We start from the raw sequence: 14,396 nt of genomic DNA, 5'->3' as shown, positions 1-14,396 counted from the left end.
TATGCAGAAAAAGCCTTCGTATCTTAACAGATTAATTGAATTATATGAAAGCATTTAAATTATCCGTTCTGGATCTCGCTCCCATAAAGGAAGGCTGTTCTGTCAAAGAAGCCTTGAATGAAAGCATGGATTTAGCAAAATATGTTGAGTCTTTAGGTTATCACCGTTACTGGCTCGCAGAGCACCATAATTTTGAAGGCATTGCCAGTTCCGCTACTTCCGTTTTAATCGGATACATTGCTTCCGGAACGAAAACCATGCGTATAGGTTCAGGCGGAGTGATGCTTCCCAATCACTCTTCCTTAGTGATTGCGGAGCAATTTGGAACCCTAGAAGCACTTTATCCTAACCGCATTGATTTAGGAGTAGGTCGTGCGCCGGGTACCGATGGCTATACCGCCAAAGCACTTGGCAGAAACCCCATGACAATCAACACGCAATTTCCAAAGCAGATTAATGAGGTTCAAACCTATTTCTCCTCTGAAAACAGTAACGCTCTTGTGCGGGCCATCCCTGGAGAAGGGAGCAACATCCCCATCTATATGTTAGGCTCCTCAACGGATAGTGCTTATCTCGCAGCAGAATTAGGTCTTCCTTATGCCTTTGCAGGTCATTTCGCACCAGAGATGATGGAAAGAGCTTTTAAAATCTATCACGAACGCTTTGAGCCGAGTGCTCAGTTTGAAAAACCTTATACAATTGCTTGTGTAAATGGGATGGCAGCGAGCACAGAAGAAGAAGCTCAAAAGATATCCTCAACTTTATACCTTACGTTTTTAGGTCTAATTCGAAACGAAAGAAAACCCTATGCAAAACCCGTAGACGATATGGATGCGATCTGGAGCCCTCAAGAAAAAGCCCATTTAATGCAAAAATTAAAATACAGTTTCATTGGTAGCAAAGAAGGAGTGAAAACGCAAATTACAGAGTTCCAAGAACGATTTAACGTAGACGAAATCATGATCAATTCTGCTATCTTCGATGAGAATGCTCGAAAAGAATCGTATCGAATCCTTAAAGAAGTGGTGGGTGAACTTAGCAACTAAAAAAAACAGAACAAGCCCCAGACGTTGTCTAGGGCTTGTTCATTTTAATTGCAGTAAATTCAGTACCGGAAGCTACTAGTAACTCCTCTCAATTTCCACACTAACACCACGCATCTCACCACGCATGGGCGGCGAGGTTTTAGTCAGTTTGATTTTCATAAACTCCACCTGGGGAAATTCTAGATGAATCTTATTTAAGATACGTCCGCAAACATGCTCTAAAAGCTTGGAAGGAATTTTCATTTCTTCATGCACAATGTCATTTACAATCGCGTAATTTATTGTGTCCTCAAGGGAGTCAGACGCAACCGCCTTTTCGATATCGGCATGCAGCTCCAAAGTCAGAAGATAATAAGTACCCGTTAGAGTCTCCTCTTCTAGTACACCATGGTACGCATAGATTTTTACATCTTCTAGAATGATTCTTGCCATAGAGCCCGCCACTATTTAACCGATTGGGAAAGTTCTAACATTTTTTCTACGGGTACAAGTGCTCTGAGTCTAAGATCTTCGTCCATTGTGATTTCAGGAAGCTCATACTTCATGCACAAATATAATTTTTCAAGTGTATTTCTTTTCATAAAGAAACATTCAGAACAATTACAGCTTTCGTCAAAAACAAGGGCCGGAATCAACGTTTTCTCAGGTGCTCGTTTGCGCATCTCATGAAGGATTCCTTCCTCCGTCGCTACGATAAACTCAGTAGCTTCGTCTTTTTCCACGAAATTGAGCAGAGCGGAAGTAGACCCAATAAAATGAGCAAGATCAAGGACAGGCGTTTCGCTTTCCGGGTGCGCAATTAGCTTCGCATTGGGATGCTCAGCCATCTGAGCCGCGATTCTCTCCATGGAGAATGCCTCGTGAACAATGCAACTCCCATCCCATAAAATCATATCACGTCCTGTCTTTTTCATCAGGTATCGACCTAGGTTTTTATCAGGAGCAAAAATAAGCGGCTTATCCTTCGGTAAAGAATTAATGATGGTTTCCGCATTGGAACTTGTCACGATAATATCACTTTCTGCTTTCGTTTCAGCATTGCAATTAATATAGGTGGCAATTAAAGCACTTGGGTGCTTTTCCCGCATGGCTCTTAGTCCTTCCCCGCTACAACCGTCCGCAAGAGAACATCCCGCTTGTAAATCAGGGAGCACTACTTTTTTAGTGGGATTAAGGATTTTAGCCGCTTCCGCCATAAAATGAACACCACAAAAAGCGATCATATCCGCATCGGTATCTTTGGCCTGACGCGCTAACTGCAGGGAGTCCCCTAAAAAGTCAGCGATGTCCTGAATGGCAGGTGGCTGGTAGTAATGGGCGAGAATCACCGCATTTTTCTCCTTCTTTAGCTCTAAAATAGCCTCTACTAATGCCTCTCCTTGCGGAATTGCAATATCGCTAATGTCTAAAAAACCTTTTACGGGTAAATTCGCTATGGCCTTTTGAAAATTCTCTGTACTCATGCTTTTTGTTTCTATTCGTTGAAAGGAAAACTTAGGCTAAGAACGCCCTAATTCGACTCTCGAGCTCCGTTTGGGCCTTGTCTAATTCCTTGTTCACTAAAATTTGGTCAAATTGAGGCTGAAAGCTCATTTCATAAGCTGCTTTTTCTACACGCATCGCTATGGTCTTCCTATCCTCTGTCTTTCTATTAATCAATCTTTGTTCCAATTCCTCTATACTAGGGACGGTAATAAACAGACTCAGGGCTTTTTCTCCAAAAAACTGCTTTAGGGCTATCCCACCTTTTACATCCACATCAAAAATCACTGTTTTCCCTTGAGCCCAAATCCGCTGTACTTCGCTTTTAAGGGTACCGTAAAAGGTTCCTTCATAAACCTCTTCGTATTCTACAAAAGCGTCCTTCGCAATTGCATTTTGAAACTCTTCAATTGATAAAAAATAATAATCCTGACCGTCGATTTCCTCACCTCTTGGTGCTCTGGTCGTGCAGGAAATTGAAAATTCAAGCTGGTCAAAAACCCCTAAGGCATGTTTCACAAGTGTGGTTTTACCGCTTCCGGAAGGAGCGGAAAAGACGATCACTTTTTCCTTGCTATTCCCTTTCTCCATTATAGTACGTTTAAGGTTTGCTCCTTGATTTTCTCCAAATGGTCCTTCATCTTCACCACAAGTTTTTGAATCTCTGCATGATTCGCTTTCGAACCAAGTGTATTAATCTCACGACCCATTTCCTGGGCGATAAACCCGAGTTTTTTTCCGTTCTGATTCTCGGTCTCTAAGACCTCTTGATAATAGATTAAATGCTGAGTTAAGCGAACTTTCTCTTCCGCAATATCTAACTTTTCTGTGTAATAGGCTAATTCTTGATAGAACCTCGTTTGATCGACCGCTTCGAACTCCTTTAAGGTCGTTTCATAACGCTGCTTAACAGCATCCATTCGTACGCTTTCAAAAGGTTCTACTTCGCCAAGATACTGCTTGATAAATAGCAAATTGCTTTTCAGTTCTTCCCCTAAAATCCGACCTTCTTCTGCTCTAAAGGCTTGGAAGGTACTCATCGCTTCTTGAAGGACTTTCTTTAAAAATTCCCACTCTTCCTCGGTGAGCACGTCTGATTTCGACGAGATAACCTCAGGCATTCGAATGGCCATTTTTAAATACTCAAAATCGGGACCGTCAGACGCGACATTTTTCAGCTCTTGCATATAGGCCTCAAGCAAAGATTTACTAAGGCGAACCTCTTGATGGTCTTCCAAAGTTTCGCTGTTAATGTAGCAATCCACTTTGCCTCGAACGATTTGATCGTTTAGCACTTTACGAATTTCAAATTCTTTTTCTTTATATCGCATGGGCACACGCATACTTAAATCCATACCCTTGGAATTGAGAGACTTAATCTCCACAGTGACTTTTTTGCCTTCAAATATACCTTCGGCTCTACCAAAGCCGGTCATCGATAAAATCATAGTTTACTATTAGATGCACAAATTTAACACTTTTAAAGGAATGTCCAGCTGCTAGAAATTTCCTATTTTTAGCGAATGAAACGAATTTTATTATTTCTCACCGCTTTTCTATTTTTAGCAGGATGTAAAAAGGAAGCTCCTGTGGCGGACACCCCTATAGTGGACACCTTACAAATCCCTAGTACGACAAGCGATTCTCTTGCCTTTACGGATCAATTAAAAGCGGATTCTCTTGCCACAGCGCTAAATGAGCAGTCGGCACAGGGCAAACTCCAGTTTAAAAAAGACCAAAACGTGATTCTATCCTACGATTTGCAGGCGCAGAATGGAGAAGCAGTCGTAGAGGGCAAATCCTATGGCCTCACAAAAATGCAATTCTCGGAGAACAATTATATCTTAAGTGGGCCACAGATTAAAGTGATCGCAGAAAATGGAAGCTTTAACGAAATGACTTCGGATTGTCTCTACGGGATGGTTCCAAACGTAGAATTCATCCTCAAAGACAAAACACAAAAAATAAGTACAGTGGGTGTACAGCACTGTCCTGTATACTAAATTCGGATTTAGATGAAGGCAGTAAAAGTGCAAAATGACAATCAAAAGCGAGAATTTCTTGAATTCGCTGCACGACTCTATGCGGATGATCCTCATTATATTCGTCCCCTAGATAGGGATATTGAAGCCGTCTTCAATCCTAAAAAAAACAAGCTTTTTCAGTCGGGTACTTGTGAGCGATTTCTTTTTGTAGATAAGGAAAATAAGACCCTAGGAAAAGTCGCGGTCTTTGTCAACGCAAAATACTCTCAAGACCAACCCACAGGAGGAATCGGATTTTTTGATTGCATAAACGATCAGAATACAGCCAATTTCATCTTTGATTTCGCAAAAAAATATTTGCAAGATCGGGGGATGGAGGCAATGGACGGTTCCATTAACTTTGGGGAGCGAGATAAATTTTGGGGCGTTTTAATTGAAGGATTTGAGGAGCCTCTCTATGGAATGAATTACAATGCACCTTATTACCAGTCCCTTTTTGAAAATTATGGATTTCAGGTCTATTTCAATCAACTTTGTTTTTCGAGACCCGTACACGGTGAGGTTTCTAGACTTTTCACCCTTATGCATAAAAAGCATTCGCGAAATCCTGAATTAAAAGCCGTCCCTCTTAAAAGAAACCAACTTGAGAAATTCGCGAAGGATTTCACTCTTGTCTACAACGCGGCTTGGGCCTCGCATGGAGAAGGGAAACAAATGGATCCCAAAAAAGCGCTTCGCATGTTCAAATCGATGAAGCCTCTCATAAACGAACATATTTCTTGGTTTGTCTATCATAACGATGAACCCATTGCGATGTGGCTTAATCTTCCCGATGTCAACCAGTGGTTCAAATACTTAAAAGGGCGATTTGGACTGCTCCAAAAACTCCAATTCCTCTGGCTTAAACGATTCAAAAAGAACACCACAATGGTGGGTATCGTTTTTGGTATTGTACCGGAATGGCAAAAAACGGGGCTAGACGGCTATATGATTTGGGAAGGCACTCAACATTTACGAAAGCATACCGATTTTGAAAAAACCGAACTGCAATGGATTGGCGATTTCAATCCCAAGATGATCAAAATTGCAGAAGCACTAGATACGACGGTGACTAAAAAACTAGCCACCTATCGTTACCTTTTCGATCGCGAAAAGCCCTTCAAGCGCCTTACGGATGTGTAAATCCCTGCTCTTAGAATAAAGAGCAGGCAATTTTACGTATGTTGTCACTTTTTCCCATAGAATAAAAATGAAGTAGGGGTACACCCGCCTCTTTAAGTTCTCTGCACTGCTGGATAGCCCACTGAATTCCAATTTCTTTTACCATGGCATTGCTCGTAGCCATTTCCACTTCTTTAACAAGGTCTTGCGGAAGATCGATTTTAAATGTCTTCGGTAGCATGGAAAGATGACTTTGAATCGCAATGGGTTTAATCCCTGGAATGATTGGCACTGTAATCCCAATCTCACGAGCTTTCTCGACGAACTGAAAGTATTTTTGATTGTCAAAAAACATCTGTGTGACGACATAGTCTGCCCCAGCTTCTACTTTCTCTTTAAGCCTTTGGAGATCGGTTGCAAGTGAAGGAGCCTCAATATGCTTCTCGGGATAACCGGCCACACCCACACAAAATTTATTCTCTGAGTCGCATCGCTCATTGTCAGTTAAATACTTGCCCCTACCAATGTCATTAATCTGTTCCACGAGGTGTTTTGCGAGAGAATGACCTCCACTGCTTGGAACAAAATGAACATCTCCTTTTCTTGCATCTCCACGAAGGGCCATGATGTTTTCAATTCCAAGATAAAGACAATCAACAAGCAAATACTCGGTTTCTTCTTTGCTAAATCCACCGCAAAGCACATGAGGTACGGTATCGACTTTATATTTATGTTGTATCGCAGCACATATCCCAAGGGTCCCAGGTCTCATGCGCGTAATTCGGCGTTCCATTAACCCCCCTGCTTTTTCCAAATACACGTATTCCTCTCTTGAAGTGGTCACATCAATAAAAGGAGGATTGAATTCCATTAAAGGATCAATATGACTATACAAATCCTCAATTCCTGTTCCTCGAGTGGGGGGTATGACTTCGATGGAAAAAAGGGTCTTATCTTTTGCGGCTTTTATATGCTCTGTAATTTTCATGGTTTAAGGGAATTCTTTTTGCAATTGCTTGATCTTATTCTATAGTGCATGGGTAGATAAATTGGGTTTAAGCCATTTTTCAGCATAGCTTACATCCACCTCCTTACGGCTTGCATACTCTTCTAGCTGCTCCGGGGTAATTTTCCCGACCCCAAAGTATTTGCTTTGCGCATTAGCAAAGTAATAACCAGAAACAGCGGCTGTTGGGAACATCGCAAGACCTGGAGTCAGGGTGAGTCCAATTTTTTCTTCCACGTCAAGGAGTTTCCAAATGGTTTCTTTTTCGAGGTGATCTGGGCAGGCGGGGTATCCGGGTGCAGGCCGAATGCCCTCATAAGCTTCTTTGATCAACGATTCGTTGTCTAACTCCTCTTCGGTTGCATACCCCCAATAGTCTTTTCGAACTTTTTCATGCAAAAATTCCGCGAAGGCTTCTGCCAAACGATCGGCTAAAGATTTTACGAGAATCGCATTGTAATCGTCGTGATCCTCATGGTATTTGGCTTCTAATTCACTTGAACCAAAACCTGTGCAAACGGCAAAACAACCTACGTAATCTTGAATACCCGAAGTTTTGGGAGCGATAAAATCGGAAAGTGCGTGGTACTCCTTCCCTTTGGATCGCTCGAGTTGTTGTCGAAGCGTATGAAATTTTGCTAAATAGTTTCCGGCGCTGTCACTTACTTCAATGTCATCTTGCTGATTTGAATTGGCTTTAAACAGCCCAAAAATAGCTTTTGCTTTCAAGAGCTTTTGGTCTATGATTTCAGAAAGTTTCTCCTGAGCTTCCTTAAAGAGTTCTCTTGCTTGTTCACCCACCACCTCGTCCTGTAAAATGTCTGGATACCTTCCGTGCAGTTCCCACGTCCGGAAAAAGGGACTCCAATCGATATAAGGGATTAGTTCACTTAAATCCTGATCTTCAAGTACATGTACTCCTAGTTTACGAGGCAAAACGGGCGGATTCTTTTCCCAGTCCACTTTGAAATTTTGTGCTCTGGCCACGGCCAACTCTACGTATTTCTTTTCTACTTGGCGACTTAGAAATTTCTCGCGGAAATCTTTGTATTCTAGTTTTAATTCGTCTTTATAGGACTCTTTCTTTTCCCCGATTAGCCGACTTACAACTCCAACGGCTCGCGAAGCATCGTTTACATGAATCACAGCCCGGCTATATCCCGGATCAATTTTCACGGCTGTATGCGCTTTGGAAGTGGTGGCTCCACCAATTAAAAGCGGAAAATCAAGTTTTTGATGCTCTAGTTCCTGTGCCAAATGCACCATCTCGTCTAAACTGGGTGTTATAAGTCCACTTAGACCAATCGCATCCACCTTTTGCTCAATGGCCGTTTGAATAATGGTTTGAGGGGGCACCATCACTCCTAAATCAATGATTTCATAATTATTGCACCCTAGAACCACGCCCACAATATTCTTCCCAATATCGTGTACATCTCCTTTTACGGTTGCTAACAGAATTCTACCGTTGCTTGGTTTAGAACCGTCCTTTCGCTCCTCTATAAAAGGTTGTAAATAGGCTACAGCCTTTTTCATGACACGCGCGGACTTGACCACTTGAGGCAAAAACATCTTCCCGCTACCAAACAAATCGCCCACAATTCCCATTCCGGTCATAAGATGGCCTTCGATTACATGAAGAGGGTTTTCCGCCTCACTCCTTGCTTGTTCGATGTCCTCAAGAATAAAACGATCGATCCCTTTTACCAGCGCGTGATTAATTCTATCCTGTAAGGAAACGTCGCGCCAAGCTAGATCTTCTTCTAGCTTCTTAACACTAGAATCGTGCGTCATGGAATATTCCACAAGTTTCTCCGTAGCCTCTTCATTTCGGTCTAATAAGACATCTTCCACTAAGGTTAAAAGATCTGGCTTAATCTCATCGTAGATCCCAAGCAGATTCGGATTCACGATGCCTAAGTTCATACCTGCCTTGATGGCATGGTAAAGGAAAGCGGAATGCATGGCCTCCCGAACCCGGTCGTTTCCACGGAAAGAAAAGGAAACGTTTGAAACGCCTCCACTTAAAGAAACGTAAGGCAAATTCTCTTTGACCCAAGCCACCGCCTTAAAGAAATCAATTGCATTTCGTCTATGCTCTTGCATTCCTGTAGCAACAGGGAAAATATTTAGATCAAAAATAATATCCTCAGGTGGGAACTCAACCTCGTTCACTAAAAGTTCATACGAACGTTTGGCAATTTCAATTCGTCTTTCAAATGAATCCGCTTGTCCCTGCTCATCAAAAGCCATCACCACAACGGCAGCCCCATAGCGTTTGATGGTTCTAGCCTGAGTTAAAAACAAGTCTTTTCCTTCTTTTAAACTGATGGAATTCACCACTCCCTTCCCTTGAATCACTTGAAGACCTGCTTCTAGGATCTCCCATTTTGAACTGTCAATCATCACCGGAATACGCGCAATATCAGGCTCTGAGGCGATAAGGTTTAGAAATTTCACCATGCACGCCTTTCCATCAAGCAGTCCATCGTCAAAATTGACATCCAAAATTTGGGCACCTCCTTGGACTTGATCTCTAGCCACGCTTAGGGCTTCGTTAAAATCTCCTTCTTTCACAAGACGAAGAAACTTCTTACTTCCTGCCACATTGGTTCTTTCCCCTACATTGATAAAATTGCTTTCAGGAGTCACAATAAGGGGTTCTAAACCGGATAATTTTAAATACTTCATTTTCGTAGAAAGTTAATTTTCAAATTGTTTAAATTCATTTTTAAAGAGCCTCTTTCATTGCTCTTCGAGGCTTATATCCTTTTAGTGCGTTCCCAATAGCCTCAATGTGGGCAGGAGTGGTCCCACAACATCCTCCCACAATATTTACAAGCTGCTTCTCAGCATATTGTTTTACTTCCTTAGCCATTTGCTCCGCACTTTGATCGTACTCTCCAAAAGCATTGGGTAATCCCGCGTTCGGGTAAGCTGAAATACAGAACTCTGAATTTTGAGAAAGCGTTTCCAAGTGAGGCAGGAGTTGCTGCGCGCCCAGTGCACAATTAAATCCTACACTTAAAAGATCCAAATGGGAAATGGAAATTAGAAAGGCCTCCGCGGTTTGGCCACTTAAGGTTCTACCCGATTGGTCTGTGATGGTGCCAGAAACCATAATAGGAACCTCCTTTCCTGATTCTTCTCGATACAAATCAATCGCAAACAAGGCGGCCTTTGCATTGAGGGTGTCAAAGACGGTTTCAACCAACAGCAAATCAACACCTCCCTCAACCAAGGCTTTGGCTTGCTGGTAATAGGCCGTTTTCAACTCTTCAAAAGTGATCGCTCGATATCCCGGATCGCTTACATCAGGGGATAAGGAAGCGGTTTTGTTTGTAGGTCCCATAGCACCAGCAACAAACCGAGGTTTACTCGGATCCTTAGCCGTAAATTCATTGCACACTTTTCGTGCAATCTGCGCCGATTCGAAATTAAGTTCATACACAAGTTCTTCCATCCGGTAATCTCCCATCGCAATCGTTGTAGAAGAAAATGTATTGGTTTCCACGATATCGGCACCCACTTCTAAATACGCTTTGTGAACTGCCCGAATTGCCGCAGGCTGCGTAAGGGACAGAAGGTCATTGTTTCCTTTTAGGTCCGATTCCCAATTCGCAAACCGAACACCGCGGAAATCAGCCTCGGAAAACTTATATTGTTGAAGCATGGTTCCCATAGCTCCATCCAAAAGGAGAATCCTCTCATTTAAAGCTTTGTATAAAGCTTCACTATTTTTCAAAAGAGTCCGTTTTTTAGTTCCCATCCAAACCTAATTTTAAGTCCTTAATAATATCTTCTATATTCTCTAATCCCACAGAGCAGCGAACAAGTCCAGGGGAAATGCCCACTTCCATACGTTCCGATTCGAGGAGCTTTGAATGTGTGGTCGACGCAGGATGCGTGACGATGGTCCTGGTGTCTCCTAAATTAGCAGACAAGGAACAGAGTCTTACGTTATTTAAAAAACGCCTTCCTCCTTCAATGCCTCCTTTTACTTCGAATGCCACAATATTTCCGCCCAATTTCATTTGACGTTTGGCAATTTCCACAGTTGGATGAGAGGCTAGAAAGGGATAATTCACCTTTTCCACCTTGGGATGAGATTCTAAAAACTCTGCGACTTTCAGCGCATTTTCGCAGTGCTTCTCTACACGCACAGCAAGGGTTTCTAAGCTTTTGCTTAATACCCATGCATTGAAGGGAGAAAGAGAGGGACCCGTAAGCCTAGAAAATGCATAAATCAGATCAATGTATTTTTTAGATCCCACTGCGACCCCTCCTAGCACACGTCCCTGCCCATCTAAAAGCTTGGTAGCCGAGTGCACGACGACATCCGCTCCAAATTCTATAGGGCGCTGCAGATAAGGGGTTGCAAAACAGTTGTCCACAATGAATATAAGCCCTCTTTTTTTTGCAACCTCACCTAAAAACTCTAAATCCAAAATTTCAATTCCAGGATTCGTTGGGGTTTCCACATAGAGAATTTTAGTAGAAGGCGTAATGAGACTCTCAATCTCGTATTGACGCTCGGCTTTAAAATAGGTAGTTCCAATCTGCCATTTGGGAAGGTATTTCGTGAAGAGGGCATGGGTGGCTCCAAAAACACTTTGACAGCTCAAAATCTGGTCTCCGGATTCTAGTAGTGCTCCAAAGGTCGAAAAGATTGCAGACATGCCCGAGGCAAATGCGTAGCCTTTTTCTGCTCCTTCTAACAATACCAATTTGTCAACGAATTCGTTGACGTTTGGATTGCTATAGCGACTGTAAAGATTCTTTTCCTTCTCTTCGGCGAAACTAGCTCGCATGTCTTCGGCATCGTCGAAGACAAAACTTGAGGTTAAATAAAGTGCGGACGAATGTTCGCCGTATTGACTTCTAGGAGTCTGTGAACGGATGGCATCCGTTTCAAAATGAGTACTCATTCCAATTTTTTTTTTAGTTTCTATTTACTTGGTTTCACTGATACGTAACAAATCGCCAAAAACACCGCGCGCGGTCACTTTTGCGCCAGCACCTGCACCCATAATCACAATAGGCTGCTCCCCGTAGCTTTCGGTATAGATTTCAAAGACAGAATCCGATCCTTTAAGTTGTCCTAAAGGCGAATGGACGGGAAGCTCTACCAGTTTCACTTCTAAGTCTCCCTTTTCTTTTTGTAGATCACCAGAAAGGTCCCCAACATATCGCAGGACGTGTCCAGGTTTCAGGGATTGTCGACGTTTTTCATACGGAGAATCAATCTCATGAATTCGCTTCAAGAAGTTCTCTTTCGAACCCACTCGAAGAGAAGGTGGAATCAAATTTTCAATTTTGATATCGTCAAGTTCATTTTCCAAGTCAAGCTCACGAGCCAAAATCAGAAGTTTTCTTGCTACGTCTAACCCACAAAGATCTTCTCGGGGATCAGGCTCTGTAAATCCTTTGTCAATAGCCTCTTGCAAAACCTCGGAAAGAGCCTGATCTCCTTGAGAAAATTGATTGAACAAATAACTTAATGACCCTGAAAAAACTCCTTTAATTCTAGTTATGTTTTCGCCCGACAGGTGCAGTAATTTTATGGTGTCGATAAGCGGAAGGCCTGCTCCCACATTGGTTTCGTATAAATAGCGCTTGGTGTTTTTCGCAAGCAAGCGTCGAAGACTGCGATAGTTCTCAATGGGAAGGGTGTTGAATATTTTATTGGAAGAGACAATGTCAAATCCATTCTCAACAAGATACGGGTAGTGTTCTACAAATTCTCTGGACCCTGTATTGTCAATCGCTATCAGGTTTTCAAGTTGGTAGCGATGTAGCTGGGACACCAAAGTTTGAAGATCCGACACAGAATCACTGTACTCAAGTTCACTTCGCCACTCCGAGTTAATTCCTCTAGGATTAAAGATCTGTTTCTTAGAATTGGCAATCCCGACAATCCGAAGATCTAAGTTTTTTCTACGGCGAATCTCTTTTTGAGAACCTAAAACCTGCTCGATGAGGGTTCCTCCTACATTGCCATGTCCAATGATGGCGAGATGCACCACTTTCGGTTTTCCAAAAAGTTCACTTTCAATAATGCTTTTTGACTTTTCGTCTTGCGAGGAGCTCACCACGATATTGACTCGATTCTCAGAGGCCACTTGACTTAAAATGAGTGGGAACACACCGTTACGGCCCAGCTCCTGAGAGAGCCTGCTATAGTCCTCACAATCGAAGGCGAGAACCGAGACCGCATTAATGCTATAAATGGACTGTACTTTCTGCTCTTCTCTCTCTTTTTGAAATTCTCTTTCAAGGCATTCGATGGCTTTTTGAGAATCTGTGGATTGAACTAAAATGGAGAGTCCATTTTCAATGGCTTGTTGAGAAATAACCCCGACACTTATTCTAGCAAGGGTTAAGGCTTTGAAAATTCTACCGTCAATACCAACTTGATCTAAAAAATCATCACCTTCAAATCGAATAATCGCTCGGTTTTTATATAGCTTCACTTCTTTTTGGGTTTTCATACTAGGACTTTATTTATAATTGTATTTAATTGCGTGTACTCGATAAGAAAGGCATCGTGACCATGAACAGACTGAACTTCACTATAGTCTGCTTGCTTTTGATTGGCAAGAAGCAGCTCGTAGCAGTCCTTACTCTCCTTCGCGGGAAAAAACAGATCACTGTCAATCCCTATGAGATGGATTCTTGCTTCGATCTGAAGAAGTGACTCCGTTTGAACCATTATCGTGGTTAAAAGGCGATTCATCAAACGATAAGCTTTTAAACTAAATCTTTCGTTTAATCTATCTCCATGGAATTCTAACCATTCTTGGGACCGGCGCTTGCCACTTTCGGAGGAAACTTCGCTTCGAAAGCGAGAGTTAAGAGATTCAGGTGTGCGATAACAAAGCATGGCGTGGGCACGCGCCTTATGCAAAGGATTTTCAGGATGAGACAAAAGGTATTTCTGAATAAGGCATTGTGAAAAAAGCCAATCCGTGGTTTTATAATCACAGGCGATGGGAAGAAACAAATCGGTAAATTTCGGAGACTGCGCAAGCATCTCCCATCCTAAGGAGCCCCCAATCGAACCACCGATGAGTGCATAAAGATGAGTAACTTTAAGTTGAGACAGTGCTTCAAGAAAAAGTGCAGCGATATCAGAAAGTGCAAGTTCGAAGGGAAGGCTTTGATCGATTCCATCATATCCGTTTCCGGGTATGTTAAAACACAAAACACTGTAGCGATTCAAATCGATGGGTCCCCCCTCGTACACTACTTTATTCCACCACCCTTTTACTCCCGCCACCGTTGAATTTCCCGTGAGGGCATGATTAATTAGAACCACAGGCGCCTCGGCCAAAGGTTTTCCAAAAACTTCGTAACTCAAGGTAAGAGATATACTCTCCCCTAGGGAAGTTCTAAAATCGGTTATGGTAATAACAGAAAGTGTCGGCTTCAATTTTTAAAAGATTTAAAAATTGAAAATGCGACCTAAAAAGGTAAAAAGAATTTACTGTTATCTCCCTCTCGCTAAAGAGTAGAATTTAGCACCTTTCCGCATCGCGGTAGGTTGCCAAGGTTTCATAGGGTCTATTCCCTCCACCTTTCTTGATAACATTTTCAATATGTGAATGAACTAATTGGACGCAAATATAGAACAAAATTGAGGAACCCACCTAGTAATTTTTGAGATTTTAAAAAAAACAAAAGATAAACCTTCTTTCAAATCGACATTTTGGAAGC

General features: G+C 42.2%; 13 protein-coding genes and 1 riboswitch. Of the genes, 3 read left to right on the top strand and 10 right to left on the bottom strand.

Annotated elements, in window-relative coordinates:
- Positions 1-44: 44 nt before the first annotated feature.
- A complete protein-coding gene (locus tag ACX3PZ_RS04150; RefSeq protein ID WP_459083292.1) occupies positions 45-1,046 on the top strand; it encodes an LLM class flavin-dependent oxidoreductase in 1,002 nt (333 codons plus the stop codon).
- A gap of 75 nt (positions 1,047-1,121) precedes the next feature.
- On the opposite strand, the gene folB is transcribed toward ACX3PZ_RS04150, so the two are convergent.
- From folB to ACX3PZ_RS04130, 4 genes are read right to left on the bottom strand one after another with little or no spacing between them, the layout of a single operon-like run.
- Positions 1,122-1,478, bottom strand: coding sequence for a dihydroneopterin aldolase (gene folB, locus ACX3PZ_RS04145; RefSeq protein ID WP_459083291.1), 357 nt, complete (start codon positions 1,476-1,478; stop codon positions 1,122-1,124).
- An 11-nt stretch (positions 1,479-1,489) separates the two neighbouring features.
- Positions 1,490-2,509, bottom strand: a complete 1,020-nt coding sequence (gene nadA, locus ACX3PZ_RS04140) for a quinolinate synthase NadA (protein WP_459083290.1) — start codon at positions 2,507-2,509, stop codon at positions 1,490-1,492.
- 31 nt (positions 2,510-2,540) lie between these two features.
- Positions 2,541-3,119 carry a guanylate kinase gene (gmk, locus tag ACX3PZ_RS04135; RefSeq protein WP_459083289.1) on the bottom strand — a complete coding sequence of 193 codons (579 nt, stop codon included), beginning with the start codon at positions 3,117-3,119 and terminating at the stop codon, positions 2,541-2,543.
- Positions 3,119-3,976 (bottom strand): YicC family protein, encoded by an 858-nt coding sequence (locus ACX3PZ_RS04130; protein ID WP_459083288.1) that lies wholly within the window; start codon positions 3,974-3,976, stop codon positions 3,119-3,121. Before ACX3PZ_RS04130 ends, gmk begins: the two co-directional genes overlap by 1 nt.
- Before the next feature lie 75 nt (positions 3,977-4,051).
- Here ACX3PZ_RS04130 and ACX3PZ_RS04125 point away from each other — a divergent pair, with 75 nt between their 5' ends.
- Both ACX3PZ_RS04125 and ACX3PZ_RS04120 read left to right on the top strand, forming a co-directional pair.
- A complete protein-coding gene (locus ACX3PZ_RS04125) occupies positions 4,052-4,531 on the top strand; it encodes a hypothetical protein (protein WP_459083287.1) in 480 nt (159 codons plus the stop codon).
- A gap of 12 nt (positions 4,532-4,543) precedes the next feature.
- The gene (locus ACX3PZ_RS04120; RefSeq protein WP_459111987.1) at positions 4,544-5,695 is read left to right on the top strand and encodes a hypothetical protein; all 1,152 of its coding nucleotides are present in this window, start codon (positions 4,544-4,546) and stop codon (positions 5,693-5,695) included.
- A gap of 10 nt (positions 5,696-5,705) precedes the next feature.
- Here the strand turns inward: ACX3PZ_RS04120 and ACX3PZ_RS04115 are convergent, their stop codons facing one another.
- Genes ACX3PZ_RS04115 through ACX3PZ_RS04090 form a run of 6 tightly spaced genes read right to left on the bottom strand, consistent with a single transcriptional unit; the run spans position 5,706 to position 14,112 of the window.
- Positions 5,706-6,662, bottom strand: a complete 957-nt coding sequence (locus ACX3PZ_RS04115; protein ID WP_459083285.1) for a methylenetetrahydrofolate reductase — start codon at positions 6,660-6,662, stop codon at positions 5,706-5,708.
- A gap of 39 nt (positions 6,663-6,701) precedes the next feature.
- Positions 6,702-9,371, bottom strand: a complete 2,670-nt coding sequence (metH, locus tag ACX3PZ_RS04110; protein ID WP_459111986.1) for a methionine synthase — start codon at positions 9,369-9,371, stop codon at positions 6,702-6,704.
- 40 nt (positions 9,372-9,411) lie between these two features.
- Positions 9,412-10,449 carry a homocysteine S-methyltransferase family protein gene (locus ACX3PZ_RS04105; RefSeq protein WP_459083283.1) on the bottom strand — a complete coding sequence of 346 codons (1,038 nt, stop codon included), beginning with the start codon at positions 10,447-10,449 and terminating at the stop codon, positions 9,412-9,414.
- Complete coding sequence (locus tag ACX3PZ_RS04100) at positions 10,439-11,608, bottom strand: trans-sulfuration enzyme family protein (RefSeq protein ID WP_459111985.1); 1,170 nt, start codon at positions 11,606-11,608, stop codon at positions 10,439-10,441. Before ACX3PZ_RS04100 ends, ACX3PZ_RS04105 begins: the two co-directional genes overlap by 11 nt.
- Before the next feature lie 24 nt (positions 11,609-11,632).
- Positions 11,633-13,171 carry an ACT domain-containing protein gene (locus tag ACX3PZ_RS04095; RefSeq protein WP_459083281.1) on the bottom strand — a complete coding sequence of 513 codons (1,539 nt, stop codon included), beginning with the start codon at positions 13,169-13,171 and terminating at the stop codon, positions 11,633-11,635.
- On the bottom strand, positions 13,168-14,112 hold the full coding sequence (locus ACX3PZ_RS04090; protein WP_459111984.1) for an alpha/beta fold hydrolase: 945 nt from the start codon (positions 14,110-14,112) through the stop codon (positions 13,168-13,170). The genes ACX3PZ_RS04095 and ACX3PZ_RS04090 overlap by 4 nt, the downstream gene beginning before the upstream one ends.
- Positions 14,113-14,166: 54 nt before the next feature.
- A riboswitch (SAM riboswitch) is annotated at positions 14,167-14,271 on the bottom strand.
- Between the last annotated feature and the right edge of the window lie 125 nt (positions 14,272-14,396).

Source organism: Chryseobacterium sp. A321 (genome assembly GCF_054489265.1).
This window is presented reverse-complemented; position numbering and strand designations above follow the sequence as displayed.

Excerpts from the sequence above, each read along its gene's own strand:
- ACX3PZ_RS04150 (WP_459083292.1), top strand. The coding sequence starts at position 45 with ATGAAAGCATTTAAATTATCCGTTCTGGATCTCGCTCCCATAAAGGAA.
- folB (WP_459083291.1), bottom strand. The coding sequence starts at position 1,478 with ATGGCAAGAATCATTCTAGAAGATGTAAAAATCTATGCGTACCATGGT.
- nadA (WP_459083290.1), bottom strand. The coding sequence starts at position 2,509 with ATGAGTACAGAGAATTTTCAAAAGGCCATAGCGAATTTACCCGTAAAA.
- gmk (WP_459083289.1), bottom strand. The coding sequence starts at position 3,119 with ATGGAGAAAGGGAATAGCAAGGAAAAAGTGATCGTCTTTTCCGCTCCT.
- ACX3PZ_RS04130 (WP_459083288.1), bottom strand. The coding sequence starts at position 3,976 with ATGATTTTATCGATGACCGGCTTTGGTAGAGCCGAAGGTATATTTGAA.
- ACX3PZ_RS04125 (WP_459083287.1), top strand. The coding sequence starts at position 4,052 with ATGAAACGAATTTTATTATTTCTCACCGCTTTTCTATTTTTAGCAGGA.
- ACX3PZ_RS04120 (WP_459111987.1), top strand. The coding sequence starts at position 4,544 with ATGAAGGCAGTAAAAGTGCAAAATGACAATCAAAAGCGAGAATTTCTT.
- ACX3PZ_RS04115 (WP_459083285.1), bottom strand. The coding sequence starts at position 6,662 with ATGAAAATTACAGAGCATATAAAAGCCGCAAAAGATAAGACCCTTTTT.
- metH (WP_459111986.1), bottom strand. The coding sequence starts at position 9,371 with ATGAAGTATTTAAAATTATCCGGTTTAGAACCCCTTATTGTGACTCCT.
- ACX3PZ_RS04105 (WP_459083283.1), bottom strand. The coding sequence starts at position 10,449 with ATGGGAACTAAAAAACGGACTCTTTTGAAAAATAGTGAAGCTTTATAC.
- ACX3PZ_RS04100 (WP_459111985.1), bottom strand. The coding sequence starts at position 11,608 with ATGAGTACTCATTTTGAAACGGATGCCATCCGTTCACAGACTCCTAGA.
- ACX3PZ_RS04095 (WP_459083281.1), bottom strand. The coding sequence starts at position 13,171 with ATGAAAACCCAAAAAGAAGTGAAGCTATATAAAAACCGAGCGATTATT.